Consider the following 15,439-nt stretch of genomic DNA (forward strand, 5'->3'; position numbering starts at 1 on the left):
CCCGAGCGACCTCCCCTCTCCCCCCGGGAGAGGGACGGGGTGAGGGTATCTGGCACCCCGGCTTCCCCTCCGTGAGCCCCACCCGAGGGCCTGGGACCCCTCGGGGCCACCATTGGCCACCTGACAAACAGGGCGTGTAGGCGAGCAACCCTTCGTTCGCCTCGTTCGTTCATTGAATGGTCCGCTCTGGAGGAGCCGGAGTAGACTGCCCTGGAGGACAAACCCCATGGCGAACAGCAGCATCGAGCCGGCGCAACTCCCGTGGCAGCCGCACCTTCCCTGGATGGCTGGCTCCCTCGATGGGGCTCAGGGACAGGGTATACGCCAGGCGTCGCCGGGTGGACTCAGGCCGGAGGCACAGGGTCCGAGGCGCATCCTGGTCGTCGACGATGACCCGGCCATCCTGAACGTGTGGCGCCGGGTGCTGGGGCAGAGATCGCGCCCCTCGTCGTTGGACAACCTCGAGAAGAAGCTCTTCGGAGGCGCTCCGCCGGCCACGGCCTCGACCGCTCCACCCGCCGCGTCCGCGGACTCGGGCTTCATGATCGACACGGCCTCACAGGGGATGGAGGGATACCAGAAGGTCATCGCCGCCCTGGAGGAGTCGCGTCCCTACACGTTCGCCCTCGTGGACATGCGCATGCCGCCAGGGTGGGACGGGCTGGAGACCATCATCCACATGCTGGAGAAGGATCCCCGGCTGGAGGTGGCCATCTGCAGCGCCTTCTCGGACATCTCCCGGGAGGAGGTGGCCAAGCGCATCGGCCGGGCGGACCTGCAGTGGCTGCGCAAGCCATTCGACCTCGAGGTCGCCCGGGATCTGGCGCGCAAGCTGAGCGAGCAGGGCACACAGCGGCGTCTGTCCCGCTGAGATGATGAAATCATGATGGAGCCATGAGCCCCGGGTGCGGCCCGGATCCCGGCGATGCGTCAGGGTGCTCCCATGACCCCATCCCGGCATCTGGCTGTCTCCGCCATTCTCCTGATGGCGGGCTTCCTCGCGTGTGGAGCGCCACCGGCACCCGCGCGGCTCCACACGGACACCGTCAACCTCATCCTCGGGGATGAGAGCTTCCAGGAGCGCTTCGGGCGGCCTCCCACGGTGGAGGATGATGAGGATCTCCGGATCCGGGTCCACCTGGAATACGTGCTGGAGCGGCTGCGGCGGCGCTCCACGGCGGAGCTCTCCCCGGCCGCGCGCGAGGCCAGGGCCCGGAGTCTCGAGCGGCTGGAGGCCTATGTCCGGCGAGGCGAGTTCCCCCGGAACGACGGCCACCCCGATGCGCGGCGCCCCACCTTCATCGACTCGCGGGGACGCATCTGCGCGGTGGGGTATCTCTTCGAACAGGAGCTCGGCCGGGAGGCGGCCGGGGCGATTGCCGCCGGATACAAGTACGCCTTCATCCGGGAGATGGAGTCACCCCTGCTCAGGCAGTGGGCCGCCACCACGGGGCTCGAGCTGGAGGAGCTGGGATGGGTATTCCGCCTTCTACGATGCCTTTCAATTCTCCCCTCGCTGGGGAGCGGGGTTCGCCTATCGCTATCAATCCCTCGTCACCCTGCTCGAGATCGCGGGCGCCCGGTACACGGAGAGCCCCTCCTCGAGGAGCGAGCTCCATCACTCCGTCGGATTCTCGTTGCGGCGCGCCACCGGCCAGCCGGGATTCCAGCCCGGGATTTCGCTCTCGGTACCGCTGGAGGATCGACTCGAGCGGTGGTTCCTGGGCATGGATCTGACGATGCGGTACTGACCCGGCGCATCAGCGCCGCCGCTGGCCCACGAGCCGCTCGGCGGTGTCGATCACCTTGGCCTCGACGCTGGTGTTGTCCAGCTTGTCGATCTCCGCGATGCCGGTGGGGCTGGTGACGTTGACCTCGGTGAGCCAGTCGCCGATGACGTCGATGCCCACGAGGTACAGGCCGCGCTCCTGGAGCGAGGGCTTGAGACGGGCGCAGATCTCCAGCTCACGGGGGGTGAGCGAGGTTTTCACGGGAGTGCCGCCGGCGGCCATGTTGCCGCGGTGGTCATCGTGGGCGGGGACGCGGAGGACGGCGCCACAGGGCTCGCCATCGACGAGGATGATGCGCTTGTCGCCCTGGCGGCTCTCGGGGAGGTAGGCCTGGACGACGATGGCCTTCCTGCCGCCGAGGGTGATGATCTCCAGGAGGGAGCGGGTGTTGCGGTCACCGGGCTGGAGGAAGACGATGCCCTGGCCGCCGAAACCCTCGACGGGCTTGAGGATGGTGCCCTGGGGGTGGCGGGCGACGAACTCGTTGATGGCCGTGAGGTCGCGGGTGATGAGCGTCTCCGGCATGAGGTCGGGGAAGCGCAGGCCGAAGAGCTTCTCGTTGGCGTCGCGGATGCCGGTGGGGTTGTTGAGGAAGACGGGCTCGCGGCCGTTGCACAGCTCGACGAGCTGGGTGGCCTGGAGGAAGTCGGCGTCGACGGGAGGGTCCTTGCGCAGGAAGAGGACGTCGAGGCTGGAGAGGGGGCGGACCTGCTCGTCGAGGATGTCGAAGTGGCGGCCGGGCTCGCGGCGCACGGTGACGGTGCGCATGCGGGCTTCCGCGCAGGAGCCGCTGAAGCGGAGCCAGGGCTGCTCGAAGTAGCGCACCTGGTGACCGCGGCGTTGGGCCTCGAGCATGAGGGTGAAGGTGGAGTCATGGTCCACCCGGACCGTCTCGAGGGGATCCATGAGGAAGCCGAAGGTGAGCGCGGCCATGGGGACGGGAGCCTCCTGGGGGGGTGCGAGGATGATACCCGGTGAGTAGACGCACGGAGGCGCGAGCGCGACAGAAAAAGCACGCGGAGCGGGGGAGGGGGACTACGGGTGACGCGGTGGGGACACCGGGGGTCCGGCGTCTGGGGGGCCGGATTCACTCGGGTGGCGGCAGAGCCCCTGGACACAGGAAGTGCCCGGGGGGCACGCGGGCCCACCGTCCGAGCAGGAGACCCGGGAACAAGCCATCTTCAGCTCCAGGCGGGAGTCCTCGTAGCGCGGAGGCCAGACGGAGCAGAGGCCACCCTCGGAGCAGGGCACCTTCTGGCAGTTCTCCCCGCGCACCACCGCGCAGACCGAGATGCCCTCTCCCAGGGAGACGCACTCCTGACCATGAGAACAGCCCGTCGTCTCGCAGGTGGGAAGGCAGGAGGGACCGTCGAGCCCCTCGCGGCAGAAGAAACCCTGTGGACAACTCGTGGGCTCATCCGGCTGGCAGGAGCGGCCGCACCAGCCCGCAGTGCAGCGGAACCCCATCGCGCACGTCTCCTCTTTCATTCCCAGGGACTGCACGCATGATTCACCCTCCTTCCTCAACCCAGGAGGGATACAGGTGCGTACCAGAGCTTCACTCCCCAGCGTATGGACCGTCCGGCACATCCAGTCCTCACCGCACTGGAAGTCCTCCCGACACGTGCTGCCACCACAAAACCCCTGGCGCTCACCTGCGAAGTACAAGCAGCCGAGAGGAGACTCACACTCCTCACTTCCAGAACAATCGAGCCCGAAGGTCTGGAGTGCCTTCTGCTCACTCAGTGGAAGGACAGGAGACACCTGCTCCCTCGCAGGGGACATCTCGGCCCGCTGCTCCCGCCGAATCTCGCCGGCGAGAAGCATCAAGGGCACCGGCAACAACAACCCGGCGATGCCACCGAGGAGGGTGCTCCACCTCACTGGCATTCCACCTTGCACGGATACGAGGTGCAGTCGCGAACCTCCACCTTGCCCTCGGGACAGTGTGACCCCTCATCGTCATCCATGTCCTCCCGCCTTTCCATCAACTCACGCCTTCGCTCCTCTTGCATGTCCTTGATGTCCTTGGCCATGGCCTGATCGAGCTTGCCACCCCTCCCGTAGACATCCGGGCAACCGGTCCCCAGGACCAACAACCCCACCACGACAGCGAGCATCGCGCGTCGAGACATGAAAGCCCCCCGGAAACAATACCACCCGAGTGGTAGAGGGAATCCGGTAGGGGCCGGGCATCATGCGTGAGAGGTGACCACTGCCAGACACAGCCATGGGGGAGGGGCTCTTGCTGCCATGCCCCGACTTCTAGGACGCTTCTCACCCGTGCCCCTCCCCAGGCCAGACAACCGGAGTGATGCCTTCGTCCTCCAAGCGCTGGAGCGGCATCAGCGTCGGCGTGAGCAGGGCATCCCCACGCTCACCGTGCTCGCCGGTCCTCCCGGCACCGCGGCCTCCCTCTGGCGCCAATGGCTCGGCTCCCGCCGCCAGACCTCCTGTGTCTCACTCGCCGCGGGGGAGGTCGGGGTGATCCGCGATTGGATGGAGACGCTCCGCCGCACCCGGAACCTCGAGGCCGATGCGGCCGACTTCCTCGGTGCCACCGCGGGCCTCGCCCCGGGTGAGCTCCGCGCACGCCTGACCGGAAGCACCCCGCACGAACGCGATGTCCTCCTCCAGGAACTGTTCCCCGCCCTCACCACCGGGGACATCTCCGCCGCGTGCAGGTGCCTGCTCCAACCTCCACAAGTTCCCCACAAGTCCGGCGAACCACTCGACGCGGTGCTCGAGGCCTTCGAGCGGGAGCCCCTGCGGGCCCTCACCGCGCTGCACGCGCTCGTCCCCGTGGGCACCGTTCCGTCCCTCCTGCTCTCCGGTTCCGGTCCCGGGTGGCTCGCGAGCGCGGCCCGGGTAGCCACCCGGTTGTGTGACGCCGTGCCTTCCCTCGTCGTGGCGCTCCACGCGGAGCGGCCCGCGCTCGACACGTACCTGCGCGGCGGCGAGAGCCAGTCCCTGGCCCTGGTTCGCGAGGGACTGCTGGAGCTGGAGGCGCCTTCCCCCGAGGAATTGAAACGGCGGTTGGCGAAGCTCGGTGTCCGGGCCCCGGAGGCGCTCTCCAATTCCCTGGCCCGGCTGGCCGCGGATGGTGTCACGGAGGAGGTGCTGGCCCGCTACGGCGAGGCGGCCCGTGAGCTGGAGGCCTCCCGGCAAGAGCCCGCCGCGGCGGACCAGGCACGCAGCAGCGCCGAGAGCTTCCTCCGCTCGTTTCTCGACGCGCTCCCCGCCACCCAGGGCCTCTTCGAGCTCAACGAACGGACCGGCTTCCGCCTCAACAACCGGCCCGTCGAGGTGGACTTCCTCTCGCATCGGTTGAAGGTGGCCATCGAGGTGGACGGCTACTACCACTTCCAGGACGAGGAGGCCTACCGGCGCGATCGGCGCAAGGACCTGGCCCTCCAGCGGCACGGGTACCTGGTGCTCCGCTTCCTCGCCTCGGATGTAGTGGCACGGCTGGAGGAAATCCGCGACACTATCTTGGAAGTAGTCTCATTCCGGCGTCACAGGGAGGATGCAGATGGAGGGGCATGAGGTGTCTCGCTTGGGCGAGCTGGTGCTCGTGTGGTTGCTGACGCGTGCCGAGGGCAAGGGCACTCGCGGCGCGCTGTCCGGTGCGCTCGCGCCCTTCGCCTCGCACCGGTGGAGCAGTGGGGAGTGGAGCACCCGACTCGACGAGTCACTGGCGGCGCTCGAATCGGACGGGCTCCTCGAGCCTACGGCGCGCAAGGGCGTGTCCCTCACGAAGCAGGGTCGCGAGCGGGCGCTGGACTTCCTCGGCCTGAAGAGTTCCAAGGGTCTCAACTGGAAGAAGCTCCGGATCACCCACCTCGCGGCGATCTCACTGGGGTTGCCCGCTTCCAACGCGGGCAGGCTGGGCAAGGCGGACAACCTGCGCGCCGTGCTCGTGGAGAAGCAGCTCGGCCTGGAAGGAGTCGGCACCCGGACGCTCAACGCCGTGCGGGACGAGCTGTGCTGGAAGCAGCTCGGCGTGGAGACGGACAAGCCCTTCAACATGGCCAACGTGCAGTCCTTCCTGCTCGGCAAGGTGCTCCAGGCCTCGCGCGAGGTGAAACCCTCGCAGGCCATGCAGCAGCTCGCCGCGCGCGGCGTGGGGGCCCGGCGCACGGACACGGAGAGCCTCCGCGTGGCGGCCCTCCAGTCCTGGCTCATCCCCACTCCCGAGGCCTCGGCCCCAACCCCGGCCCCGGCTCGCGTCCCCGAGGCTCCCGCGCCCAGGCCCCGCCCCGTGGAGGACGCCCTGCCCGCCTTCGCCGAGCGCGTGCTGCACACCGCCCGCACGTCGGCGACCGGGCGCTTCGGGGATGATCGCGTCTTCATTTCCCACGTCTGGCGCGCCATGCGCGACCACGGCCTGGACGAGCAGTCCTTCAAGAACCGGCTCGTCGAGGCCAACCAGAAGCGCCTGCTGTCCTTGAGCCGCGCCGACATGGTGGAGCTGATGGATCCGGCGGATGTCCGGGCCTCGGAGATCCACCACCTCGGTTCCACCTTCCATTTCATCGCCCTGTAGAACTCCACCTCTGTACGGCTCCCGGGGGACTGCCGATGACCCAGACCGATCTCCGCCTCGCTTCCTTCCTCTCCGATCGCACCGAGGTCTTCCACTCCATCCAGCACCGGCACGAAATCTGGCGGGACGATCCGTTCGACGTGGAGACGGTGCACCAGGAAGCACGCGCCACCTTCGAGCGCCTGCTGCTGCGTGCCACCACGCCGCCCGGAGTGGACTCGGGACGCATCCTGTTGCTGCTCGGAGACTCGGGCTGCGGCAAGACGCACCTGCTGCGCGCCTTCCGCGCCATGGCCCATGAGCGCTCTCTCGGCTTCGTGGGCTACATGCAGATGACGACGTCCACGTCCAACTACGGGCGCTACGTCCTCTCCAACCTCATCGACTCGCTCGACCAGCCCTACCTCGACCCCGCCGAGGCCCGCTCCGGGTTGCAGAAGCTCTCCGACGCGCTGCTCTCCGAGTGTGGTCAGGTGGCCGCCATGCTGGCGGACGCCGAGGCGGATCCCGAGGAGATTCCCAACCTGGTGGAGTTCGCCGCGGACGATCTCCAGAAACAGCCGCGCTTCAAGAAGCTGGATCTGGATCTGCTGCGCGCGCTGCTCTTCCTCCAGCGGGATGACACGCGCATCCGCAGCCGGGTGCTCAAGTACCTGCGCTGCGAGGACCTGTCCGAGAGCGATCGCAAGGTGCTGGGCGGGCTGGTGCCGCGCATCTACGACAACCATCCACAGGAGATGGTGGAGCACCTGGGACGGCTCGCGGCCGCGCTCAACCACTCGCTGGTGCTGTGCGTGGATCAGCTCGAGGGCTTCGACGTCGACACCGCGAACACCCAGGCCTTCCGACGGGCCATGCACATGCTCTGTGACTTCGCCGAGCGCGCGCCCTCGTCGATCGTCGTCATCAGCTGCCTGCACAACTTCTGGAATGGCCTGAGCGGCCACCTCAACAAGTCCATCCTGGATCGCATCGTGCGCGATCCGGATCTCATCAAGCTGGAGAACAAGCGCACGGCCGAGGAGGCGCGGCTGATCATCGAGCGCCGGCTGGAGCACCTCTACGCGATGGAGGACGCGTTCTTCGATCCGGCGGAGCCCACGTACCCCTTCCCCCACGAGGGTTTCGAGCAACTCTCGGGCAAGAGCACGCGTGACGTGCTGGACGCGTGCCGCCGCTGGCGCGATCAGGCCATCCGCGACGGCGCACTGCCGGACCGCTTCCCGCTGGAGAGCAACCAGGTCCTGGTGGATCCCCAGCCCGAGCCCCACAAGACGCTGGCATTGGACCAGGCGTGGAACGACTTCCGCTCCGCGTACAACACGTCACCGCCCGAGGAGGATCCGGAGCTGGCGAAGCTGCTCGTCTGGGCGCTCCGGGCGTGCGCGGACGAGATGGACACGGGGCACCGCTTCGAGGCGCGTCTGGCCGACGACGTCATCCAGGTGGACGTCTCGCCGGGAGACGGGAAGCTGCACGTGGCCCTGTGCAACCGGGGCACCCAGCGCGGGGCGCTCGCCAACCAGATCGAACAGGTGCGCAAGGACGCGGGCAAGGCACGCACTCCCGTCGTCGTCCGCACCAGCGACTTCCCGAGCAGTGCCAGGGGCGCCACCGCCGAACAGCTCGGCAAGCTCATCAGCAGGGGAGGCCGCCGCGCGGTGCTCGAGGACAGCGACAGCCGCACCCTGCTCGCACTGCGCGAGTTCCGCCAGCAGCACGAGTCGCGTCCCGACTTCGCCTATTGGCTGCGCACCAACCAGCCCATCACCCAGCTCAAGCCGGTGCGGGACATCCTCGGCCTGGAGCAGTTGCGCTCCCCGCCGTCGCCCGGCTCCCGGTCCACCCCCGCCGAGACGCCCCCCTTCGGGACACAGGCGGTGACCTCCACGCCCGGAGCCTCCGCGCCCCAGGCCACCCGGAGCGAGCCCCCGGCCTCCAAGCCAGCCACGGGTCCGCGGGCGCCTTCCACGGAGAAGAGCGTGACACCGCCGCCCACGCACAAGCGGGAGCCCGTCCGCATCGGTGAGACGGACAGCCTGCTGCGCGAGCCCGTGCTCATCTCCCCCGAGGAGCTGACCCGGCATGCCGCGTTCCTGGGAGGCTCGGGCAGCGGCAAGACGACCCTGGCGCTCAACCTGGTGGAGCAACTGCTGCTGCAAGGCATTCCCGTCATCCTCGTGGATCGCAAGGGAGACCTGGCCGGCTACGCCTCCGAGTCCTTCTGGACGCGCCCCATCGACGACGCGCGCCGCGCCGAGCGCCGGGCCCTGCTTCACGAGCGGCTCGACGTGGCCTTCTTCACCCCGGGTCATCCCCACGGCCGTCCCCTGGGCATCCCCATCGTCCCGGAGGGGCTCGCCACGCTCTCGGACTACGAGCGGCAGCAGGCCACGCGCCACGCCGCCGAGGCCCTGGCCGGCATGCTGGACTACCGGCAGAACCCCCGGGACAAGTCCTGCAGGACCTTGCTGTCCCAGGCGATCGATCAGCTCGTCCAGCTCGTGCCGGAGGGAGTGACGCTGGAGACGCTGGTGAAGTTCATCGGCGACAAGGATGTCCACCTGGTGAACGCCGCGGGCCGGCTGGACACGAAGCTCTTCGACAAGCTCGCCGATGACCTGGACCGGCTGCGCATCGACGCCAGGCACCTCATGAGCAGCGAGGCCGAGAAGCTCGATCTGGAGCTGCTGCTCGGCCGGGGCGTGCATGCCAGGCCCGGCAGGACGCGGCTGAGCATCATCAGCACCAAGTTCCTGGGAGACACCAACAGCGTCCTCTTCTGGGTATCGCAACTGCTCATCGAGACGACGCGCTGGCTCAACCGCAACCCGGCCACGACCCTGCAGGCCGTGCTCATGTTCGACGAGGCGGACCTGTACCTGCCCGCGATGCGCCAGCCGTCCACCAAGCAGCCGATGGAAAACCTGCTCAAGCGCGCGCGCTCGGCGGGGTTGGGGCTGATGCTGGCGACCCAGAGCCCCGGCGACTTCGACTACAAGTGCCGGGACACCATCCGCTCCTGGTTCATCGGCCGCGTGAAGGAGAAGGTCTCGCTGGACAAGATGAAGCCCATGCTCAACGAGGCCCGGGTGGACGCGGCGAAGATTCCCGGCCAGTCCATCGGCGAGTTCCACTTCGCGCGCGATGGAAAGGTGGATCGCGTCAAGGCCGAGCCCTCCTCGATGGCGACCGAGCAGCTCTCCGATGACGAGCTGCTGCAACTCGCCGCGAGAACCGTGCCAGCGACCGACGACACGCCCACGGATTCCTGAGGGGAGCGAATGCCTGCGTGACCCTGGCTGGCGGAGACCATCCGCCGGGGCCAGGGCCACGAAGCGCTATTCCACCTTCGGGAGCAGGCCGGCGAGCCAGTCCGTCACCGCGTCCGAGTCCGTGTTGATCAGCCCGAAGTGGGGCCCGAGCTCGGGATCATCGACCGGCGCGACCTCCTGGTACGGCCTGTATGTGACGCGGTCGTCCCCGTTCGTGTTCTTGAGCTGCCCCTGGAGAATGAAGGTGAGGGCCGCGTTCACGCGCTGGTCGGCGAGGGCCTGGGAGATCCGGATCGGCGCCTGGATGGAGAGGTTCGGGTGCATGGCCCTGAACTGCTCGAACAGCGCCGTCCTGCTCGCGCTCTCCTCCGGGCGAAGGAGCTGCTTCCCCGTCAACCTCCCCCAGGAGTCACCGTAGCCCAGCCTTATCCGGCCCCGCTCCTCGACATGGTGGTACACCTCGAGGGCCTCCGGCGTCAGCACCTCCTCCCGCTTGATGCTCGGATCCCCGGCGAGGGCCCCGGTGATGAACAAGGCGATGAAGGCATGGCCCTCATTGGCCGCATCCCCCGCGCAGGCGAGCTCGACGAGCGATCCGATCGCGGAAGCGGGGGCCAGCGCCGCCACGCCGCGCAAGGTGAGCTCCGGTGTCCACTCCGGCGCGTGATGCGCGCCGAACAGCGCCGCCTGACCTCCCTGCGAGTGGCCGACGATGGCGAACTGATCGGAGAGCTCCGGGTGGAGCTGGCGCGCGGCCCGCACGATGTCGAGGATGCCGCGGGCCTCGGACTTGCCGAGCAGGTAGGGATGAGGGCCCTCGGTGCCGAGGCCCTCGTAGTCCGTCATGACCACGGCCCAACCCCGGTCCAGGAACTTGTTGAGCAGGGGATGCGGGAAGACGTTGAAGCGGTGCGCCTCCCCGTCCACGGTGTCACGGGACGGCGCGCAGTGGTCGGCGCAACCCACGGTGCCATGCGCCCAGCTGATGACCGGATAGGCGCCGTCGATGGGCGCCTTCTTCGGCAGGGCGATGATGCCCGAGACGGCGATGGGCTCACCGTGAACGCTCTCCGAGAGATACACCACGAGCTCGTTGCTCCGGGCATTGGCGAGGCAGGCCGGGCTGTTGCTGTCGAGATCGCGGTACCAGATCACGTCCCCATGCGTGCCCTTCAGCATGGAGGCGGGCGGACGATAGGCCTCCAGGCCCTTGGGGGCCCGCGGCGGTTTGACTGTGGCGGAGGTGGTCATGGTTGGCCTCGCGTGGGTGGGGAAGAGGAGGAAGCGCGCCGGTCACGCTTTCAAGCGGGGACTTCCCGGTGCAGCCTCGAGTTCCACGGGCACCAGATGAAGCCCGGGAGGAAGGCGCCGCCGACCTCGTCCAGGTGGTCCTGGACGTACCTCATGTCGGCATCGCATACCTCGATGGCCACGGAGAAGAAATTGATGGTCGCGGGATCGAGGTGGTACTCCCAGTGGGGGTTGTAGTCCTTGCGCGACTTCACGATCCTGCCCATGACGTGGACCTTCATCGTCTCCTTGCCGGAGAGGATGTCCTGGGCCTCCTGGATCTTCGCGGGATCGGTCAACTCGAAGATGAACTCCTGGTCCGGCCGCTGCATGAATGAAAAGAGTTTGCGATCAGCCATGGTGTCTCCTGGGGTGGTGTTGTGCTGAATTGACAGATAATGGGGAGTCGAGCGCTCTACAGGTGGGCGTCGAGGAAGCCGCCCAGTTGAGACCTGGACGGCACCCCCTCCCGGGTAGCGGTCACCTGCCCCTCCTTGAACAGCAGGAGGGTGGGAATGCGCTGGATACCGTATTGCTGTGCGAGGGCGCGGTTCTCGTCGATGTTCAGCCTGGCCACCGTCAGCCTGCCCGCGTACTCACCGGCGATCTCCTCCAGCACCGGAGCAAGCCTGAAGCAGGGGCCGCACCACTCTGCCCAGAACTCGACCAGGACCGGGCGCTCGCCCTTCAGCACGGCCGCATCGAAGTTGTCCTCCGACACGTGAATGGATTGATCGCTCATGTTCGCCTTCACGCAAAGAGGGGGAATCCGTTGCAGCGGATATCCAGCAAGCACCCGCCGGTGAGCGGTAGCGCTACGGGTTGTGGGACATCGTGATGGGGAACTGGAGAATCTGGGCGACGACCTGGTCCGGCGCCCCCACGGGCGTGAGCTCCACGGGCTTCTGGAGCTGGTAGACGGCCCCCTGCGGCGGAAACACCGTGAGTCTGTCGTTGAGCAGCGTGAACGTATTCCTGCTCGCCAGCGCCAGGGGCGGACCGCCGCCGGGTGGCTTCTCGATCGTCACCTGGAGATCCAGGAACGTCGTCTGCCGGAAGGTCGGCGGGAGATGATGGATGAGCTCGAGCAGGCTGAGCGGCGTCACGTCGGTATCGGCCATGCTCAGGGTGACCCTGCCCAGCACGGGGCTGTCGGCCGACTGCTCGAAGCCGAGCACCTTCAGCTTCACGCCACCGAGACCGCTCCCAAGGTTGGCCTCCACCCGGTATCTGATACCTCCCTTGAAGTCCAGATGGAGGAGTCCGAGGACATTCACCTGGAACGGAACGTTGACCGCGTAGCCACTGACCGGGATTTCCAAACCAATGGGTGGCAACAAACCAGACAGCATCCGATACCCCTTTCATGCGCGAGAGGACCTCGCGAAGACGGGTCGGAGCTATAGGCCAGCCCACCAGGAGCAGGCCATTGAGCTTTATGTTGAATTGACAAACGTGGGACGATGTGCCTGTCCTCAGGCGGACGGGAGGGTGCAGCGGAAGAGGGCACCGCGGCCCGCGTGGCGGTGCTCGGCCTGGAGCCGGCCGCGATGCACCTCGAGGATGGAGCGGCTGATGGACAGGCCCATGCCCAGCCCTTCCTGCTTGGTGGTGAAGAAGGGCTCGAAGATGCGCTTCAAGAGCTCCTCGCTCAGCCCCACGCCGGTGTCCTCCACCACCAGCTCCACCTGGCCCTCCTGCCGGAAGGTGCTCACCCACACCTGCCGATCCCCGGGGACGTCACCCACCGCATCCAGGGCGTTGATGATCAGGTTGAGCACCACCTGCTGGAGCTGCACGTTGTCTCCCCAGACGGGAAGGGGAGCGTCGAACAAGTGGAGCGTGAGCTTCGCCCCGCGCAGCTGAGCGTCCGTGCCCACCAGACGCACCACCCCACTCACCAGCTCGTTGAAGTCATGAGGGGCGTATTGCGACTGACCCTTCTTGAGCAGCGCCCGCATGTGGCGGATGACCTCGCCGGCCCGCTGATCGTCGGCGATGATGTCCTGGAGCACCTCGCGCAGCAGGACCGTGTCGATGGGCGTGCGTTGCAGGAGGCGCTGGGCGGTCTCGGCGTTGGTGCGGATGGCGGCCAGGGGCTGGTTGAGCTCGTGGGCGATGGAGATGCCCAGCTCCCCCACGGCGGCCACGCGCTCCAGGTGGGCCCGCTCGTCCCGGGCCTGACGCGCCTCCTCCTCGGCGCGCTTGCGGGGGGTGACATCCACCAGGGAGACGACGGCCCCCCCCTCGGAGCGCTCCAATCGCCGGGCGCGCAGCTCGAACCAGGTGCCCGGCGTGAGGCCCCGGAACTCCACCACGCCTTCATGGGAGCGCCTGGTGAGCACGTCCTCGACCAGCTCCACCACGCCCTTCAGCCCTCCATGGCCCGCGCGCACCGCCTCGCGGAAGGGCTCCAGCCAGGCGCCTCCCGTCACCCAGTGCTTGCTGGCGGGCAGTCCATCCGGGCCCTCGATCCGGCTCGGGGCCGGGTTGGCGCGCAACACCCCCCCACCGCTGTCGAGGATGGCCACGGAGCCCGGGAGCGAATCCAGCACCACCCCGTTCAGCCGCTGGGCCCCCATGCGCCGCCGCCGCTCCAGCAACAGCACGACGATGAGCGCCAGCATCAACAGGCCCGCGGCCGCGAAGGCCGTCACCTGCCAGCGGTAGCGCTCCCAGAGGCCGGGCTCGTGAAAGCGCACCACGCTGCCGGGCGGTAGCCGGCGGGTGGGAATGCCCAGGCGCGCCAATTCCCTGTCATCGAAGGCGAGCTGGTTGGACTCCAGGGCCCCGGACGGCAGGGAGGAGAGGGGCTCGCCGCGGAGGACCCGCAGGGCTCGCCGCGCCACGTCCTCGCCCAGCAGTCCGTAGTCCATCAGCATCCCCCCGACGATGCCACTGCCCAGCATCGTCCCGTGGACGCTGAAGAGGGGCGGGCTCCCGTCGGCGTGCAGCAGGCGCGTCACGTCGCGGGTGACGAGGCTCTGCCCCGCCGCGTCCTGCATGAAGCCCACGACGATGACGACGGTGTCCTCGGGCAGCGTCCGCACCCGCTGCCGCAGCTCCTCCAACGTCAGCCCCGTGAGGGCGATGAGCTCACGGCCCGGCGCGGCGGCGCGGACCTCCCGCGCCACGTAATCCCAGGCGGCCACCTCGCGGAGACTCGAGCCGAGGACGAGGGCGACATGGCGCGTGTCCGGCAGCAGCTCCAGGGCCGCCCGCACGGTGCCCGGTATATCCAGGTCCGCCCAGTTGCCCTTCACGGAGGGGCTCCGGGGCAGCGTGTCGACCAGGAACGCATCGTTGTAGATGGAGAAGAGTGGCACCCGGGGCCACAACTCCTGTTGCAGCTTGAGCACGAACGGGGTGGCGTCCGCGTAGACGACGATGACCTCGGGCCGCCGCTCACGGTATTTGACCAGGAAGAAGTCGCGCAGCGCCCGCTCGTACGCGGTGCTCTCGAACCAGCCCATGTCCAGGTATTCGATGTTGACGACGACGGACCCCCGCCCCTCGTTCGTCATCGTGCGCTGGAACCCCTGGGTGAGGTCCGCGATGGCCGGCACCGTGGCGTCCTCCGGCACGAAGAACAGCACCGTCTTCACCTGCTCGGAGGCCCCGGCGGGAAGAGTGATCAACCCCAGGAGCAACAGGACCAGGAGGCGCATACAGGGGCCGGGAGTGTAGACCGGGTCCTCGGGGTACGCACCCGGAGTCCTGGCGTGTAAGCTGGGAGCGCGCCGCCGGGGGTACAGCGGGCCAGCGTACAGGGGACTCGCCGTGCAGATGCCTCCACCTTCCACGCGGGGTTCGGTGTTCGTGATGGATGATGATCCCTCCGTGCTGCGTGGCCTCACGCGCATGTTCCAGGTGGAGGGGTATGAGGTGGAGGGTTTCTCGCACCCGCGGCAGATGCTGGAGCGGGGACCCGGGCCACGTCCGGGGTGCGTGGTGATGGACCTGCGCATGCCGGAGCTCAACGGGCTGGAGCTGCAGGCGGAGCTGGGCCGGGCGGGCTGGAAGCAGCCCCTCGTCTTCATCAGCGGGCATGGGGATATACCGGCGGCGGTGAAGGCGATGAAGGCCGGAGCGGTGGACTTCCTCGCCAAGCCCTTCAGCACCGAGGAGCTGCTGGCGGCCGTGGAGCGGGCGCTGGAGCGGGATCGGGCGGCGAGCCGCGCCGAGCAGGAGCACGAGGCGCTGCGCTCCCGCTTCTCCACGCTCTCTCCCCGGGAGTGGCAGGTGTGCCGGCTGGTGGCCCGGGGAATGCTCAACAAGCAGATCGCCGCCGAGCTGGGCACGGCCGAGCAGACGGTGCGCCTTCAGCGCTCCCGCGTCATGGAGAAGCTGGCGGTGGACTCGGTGGCGGAGCTGGTCCGGCTGTTGGAGCGGTTGGACGCCCAGCCTTGAGTGGTTCCAGCCTGGTTTGACCGCGCGTCCCGGCGGGGGCGCCTTCCTCCCTGTCTTGTTGGGCGTCCCGAATCCTATCCTCCTGGGTCGTTTCTCCTGTGAGGAAAGGCCGGCGCCGTGGCGGATGA

At 68.2% G+C, this 15,439-nt stretch carries 12 protein-coding genes; 5 read left to right on the forward strand and 7 right to left on the reverse strand.

Annotation, left to right across the window (positions count from 1 at the left end):
• Positions 1-226: 226 nt before the first annotated feature.
• Positions 227-871, forward strand: a complete 645-nt coding sequence (locus Q664_RS25905; RefSeq protein ID WP_052518679.1) for a DNA-binding transcriptional response regulator — start codon at positions 227-229, stop codon at positions 869-871.
• 889 nt (positions 872-1,760) lie between these two features.
• On the opposite strand, the gene gshB is transcribed toward Q664_RS25905, so the two are convergent.
• Together gshB and Q664_RS25920 are read right to left on the reverse strand one after the other, a co-directional pair.
• Positions 1,761-2,723, reverse strand: a complete 963-nt coding sequence (gshB, locus tag Q664_RS25910; RefSeq protein WP_043401244.1) for a glutathione synthase — start codon at positions 2,721-2,723, stop codon at positions 1,761-1,763.
• A gap of 947 nt (positions 2,724-3,670) precedes the next feature.
• Entirely contained in the window at positions 3,671-3,925 is a 255-nt protein-coding gene (locus tag Q664_RS25920; protein WP_152622337.1) for a hypothetical protein, read from the reverse strand.
• Positions 3,926-4,043: 118 nt separating this feature from the next.
• On the opposite strand from Q664_RS25920, the gene Q664_RS25925 reads away from it, so the two are divergent.
• Genes Q664_RS25925 through Q664_RS25935 form a run of 3 tightly spaced genes read left to right on the forward strand, consistent with a single transcriptional unit; the run spans position 4,044 to position 9,611 of the window.
• Entirely contained in the window at positions 4,044-5,336 is a 1,293-nt protein-coding gene (locus tag Q664_RS25925) for a DUF559 domain-containing protein (RefSeq protein ID WP_063934758.1), read from the forward strand.
• Position 5,337: 1 nt separating this feature from the next.
• On the forward strand, positions 5,338-6,336 hold the full coding sequence (locus Q664_RS25930) for a helix-turn-helix domain-containing protein (RefSeq protein ID WP_235216877.1): 999 nt from the start codon (positions 5,338-5,340) through the stop codon (positions 6,334-6,336).
• 35 nt (positions 6,337-6,371) lie between these two features.
• Positions 6,372-9,611: a helicase HerA-like domain-containing protein gene (locus Q664_RS25935; RefSeq protein WP_043401259.1), complete on the forward strand. Its 3,240-nt coding sequence runs from the start codon at positions 6,372-6,374 to the stop codon at positions 9,609-9,611.
• A gap of 66 nt (positions 9,612-9,677) precedes the next feature.
• Here Q664_RS25935 and Q664_RS25940 read toward each other — a convergent pair whose 3' ends face one another.
• From Q664_RS25940 to Q664_RS52660, 5 genes are all read right to left on the reverse strand, one after another.
• Entirely contained in the window at positions 9,678-10,862 is a 1,185-nt protein-coding gene (locus tag Q664_RS25940; protein ID WP_043401262.1) for a lipase family protein, read from the reverse strand.
• Between the two features lie 50 nt (positions 10,863-10,912).
• Positions 10,913-11,260: a BP74-related protein gene (locus Q664_RS25945; protein ID WP_043401265.1), complete on the reverse strand. Its 348-nt coding sequence runs from the start codon at positions 11,258-11,260 to the stop codon at positions 10,913-10,915.
• A 56-nt stretch (positions 11,261-11,316) separates the two neighbouring features.
• Entirely contained in the window at positions 11,317-11,643 is a 327-nt protein-coding gene (trxA, locus tag Q664_RS25950) for a thioredoxin TrxA (protein ID WP_043401368.1), read from the reverse strand.
• A 73-nt stretch (positions 11,644-11,716) separates the two neighbouring features.
• Entirely contained in the window at positions 11,717-12,223 is a 507-nt protein-coding gene (locus Q664_RS25955) for a hypothetical protein (RefSeq protein ID WP_043401268.1), read from the reverse strand.
• A 153-nt stretch (positions 12,224-12,376) separates the two neighbouring features.
• Complete coding sequence (locus tag Q664_RS52660) at positions 12,377-14,569, reverse strand: sensor histidine kinase (RefSeq protein ID WP_052518680.1); 2,193 nt, start codon at positions 14,567-14,569, stop codon at positions 12,377-12,379.
• A 118-nt stretch (positions 14,570-14,687) separates the two neighbouring features.
• Here Q664_RS52660 and Q664_RS25970 point away from each other — a divergent pair, with 118 nt between their 5' ends.
• The gene (locus Q664_RS25970; RefSeq protein ID WP_043401377.1) at positions 14,688-15,311 is read left to right on the forward strand and encodes a response regulator transcription factor; all 624 of its coding nucleotides are present in this window, start codon (positions 14,688-14,690) and stop codon (positions 15,309-15,311) included.
• The last annotated feature ends 128 nt before the right edge of the window (positions 15,312-15,439 follow it).

Source organism: Archangium violaceum Cb vi76, assembly GCF_000733295.1.
GTDB classification, from domain to species: domain Bacteria; phylum Myxococcota; class Myxococcia; order Myxococcales; family Myxococcaceae; genus Archangium; species Archangium violaceum.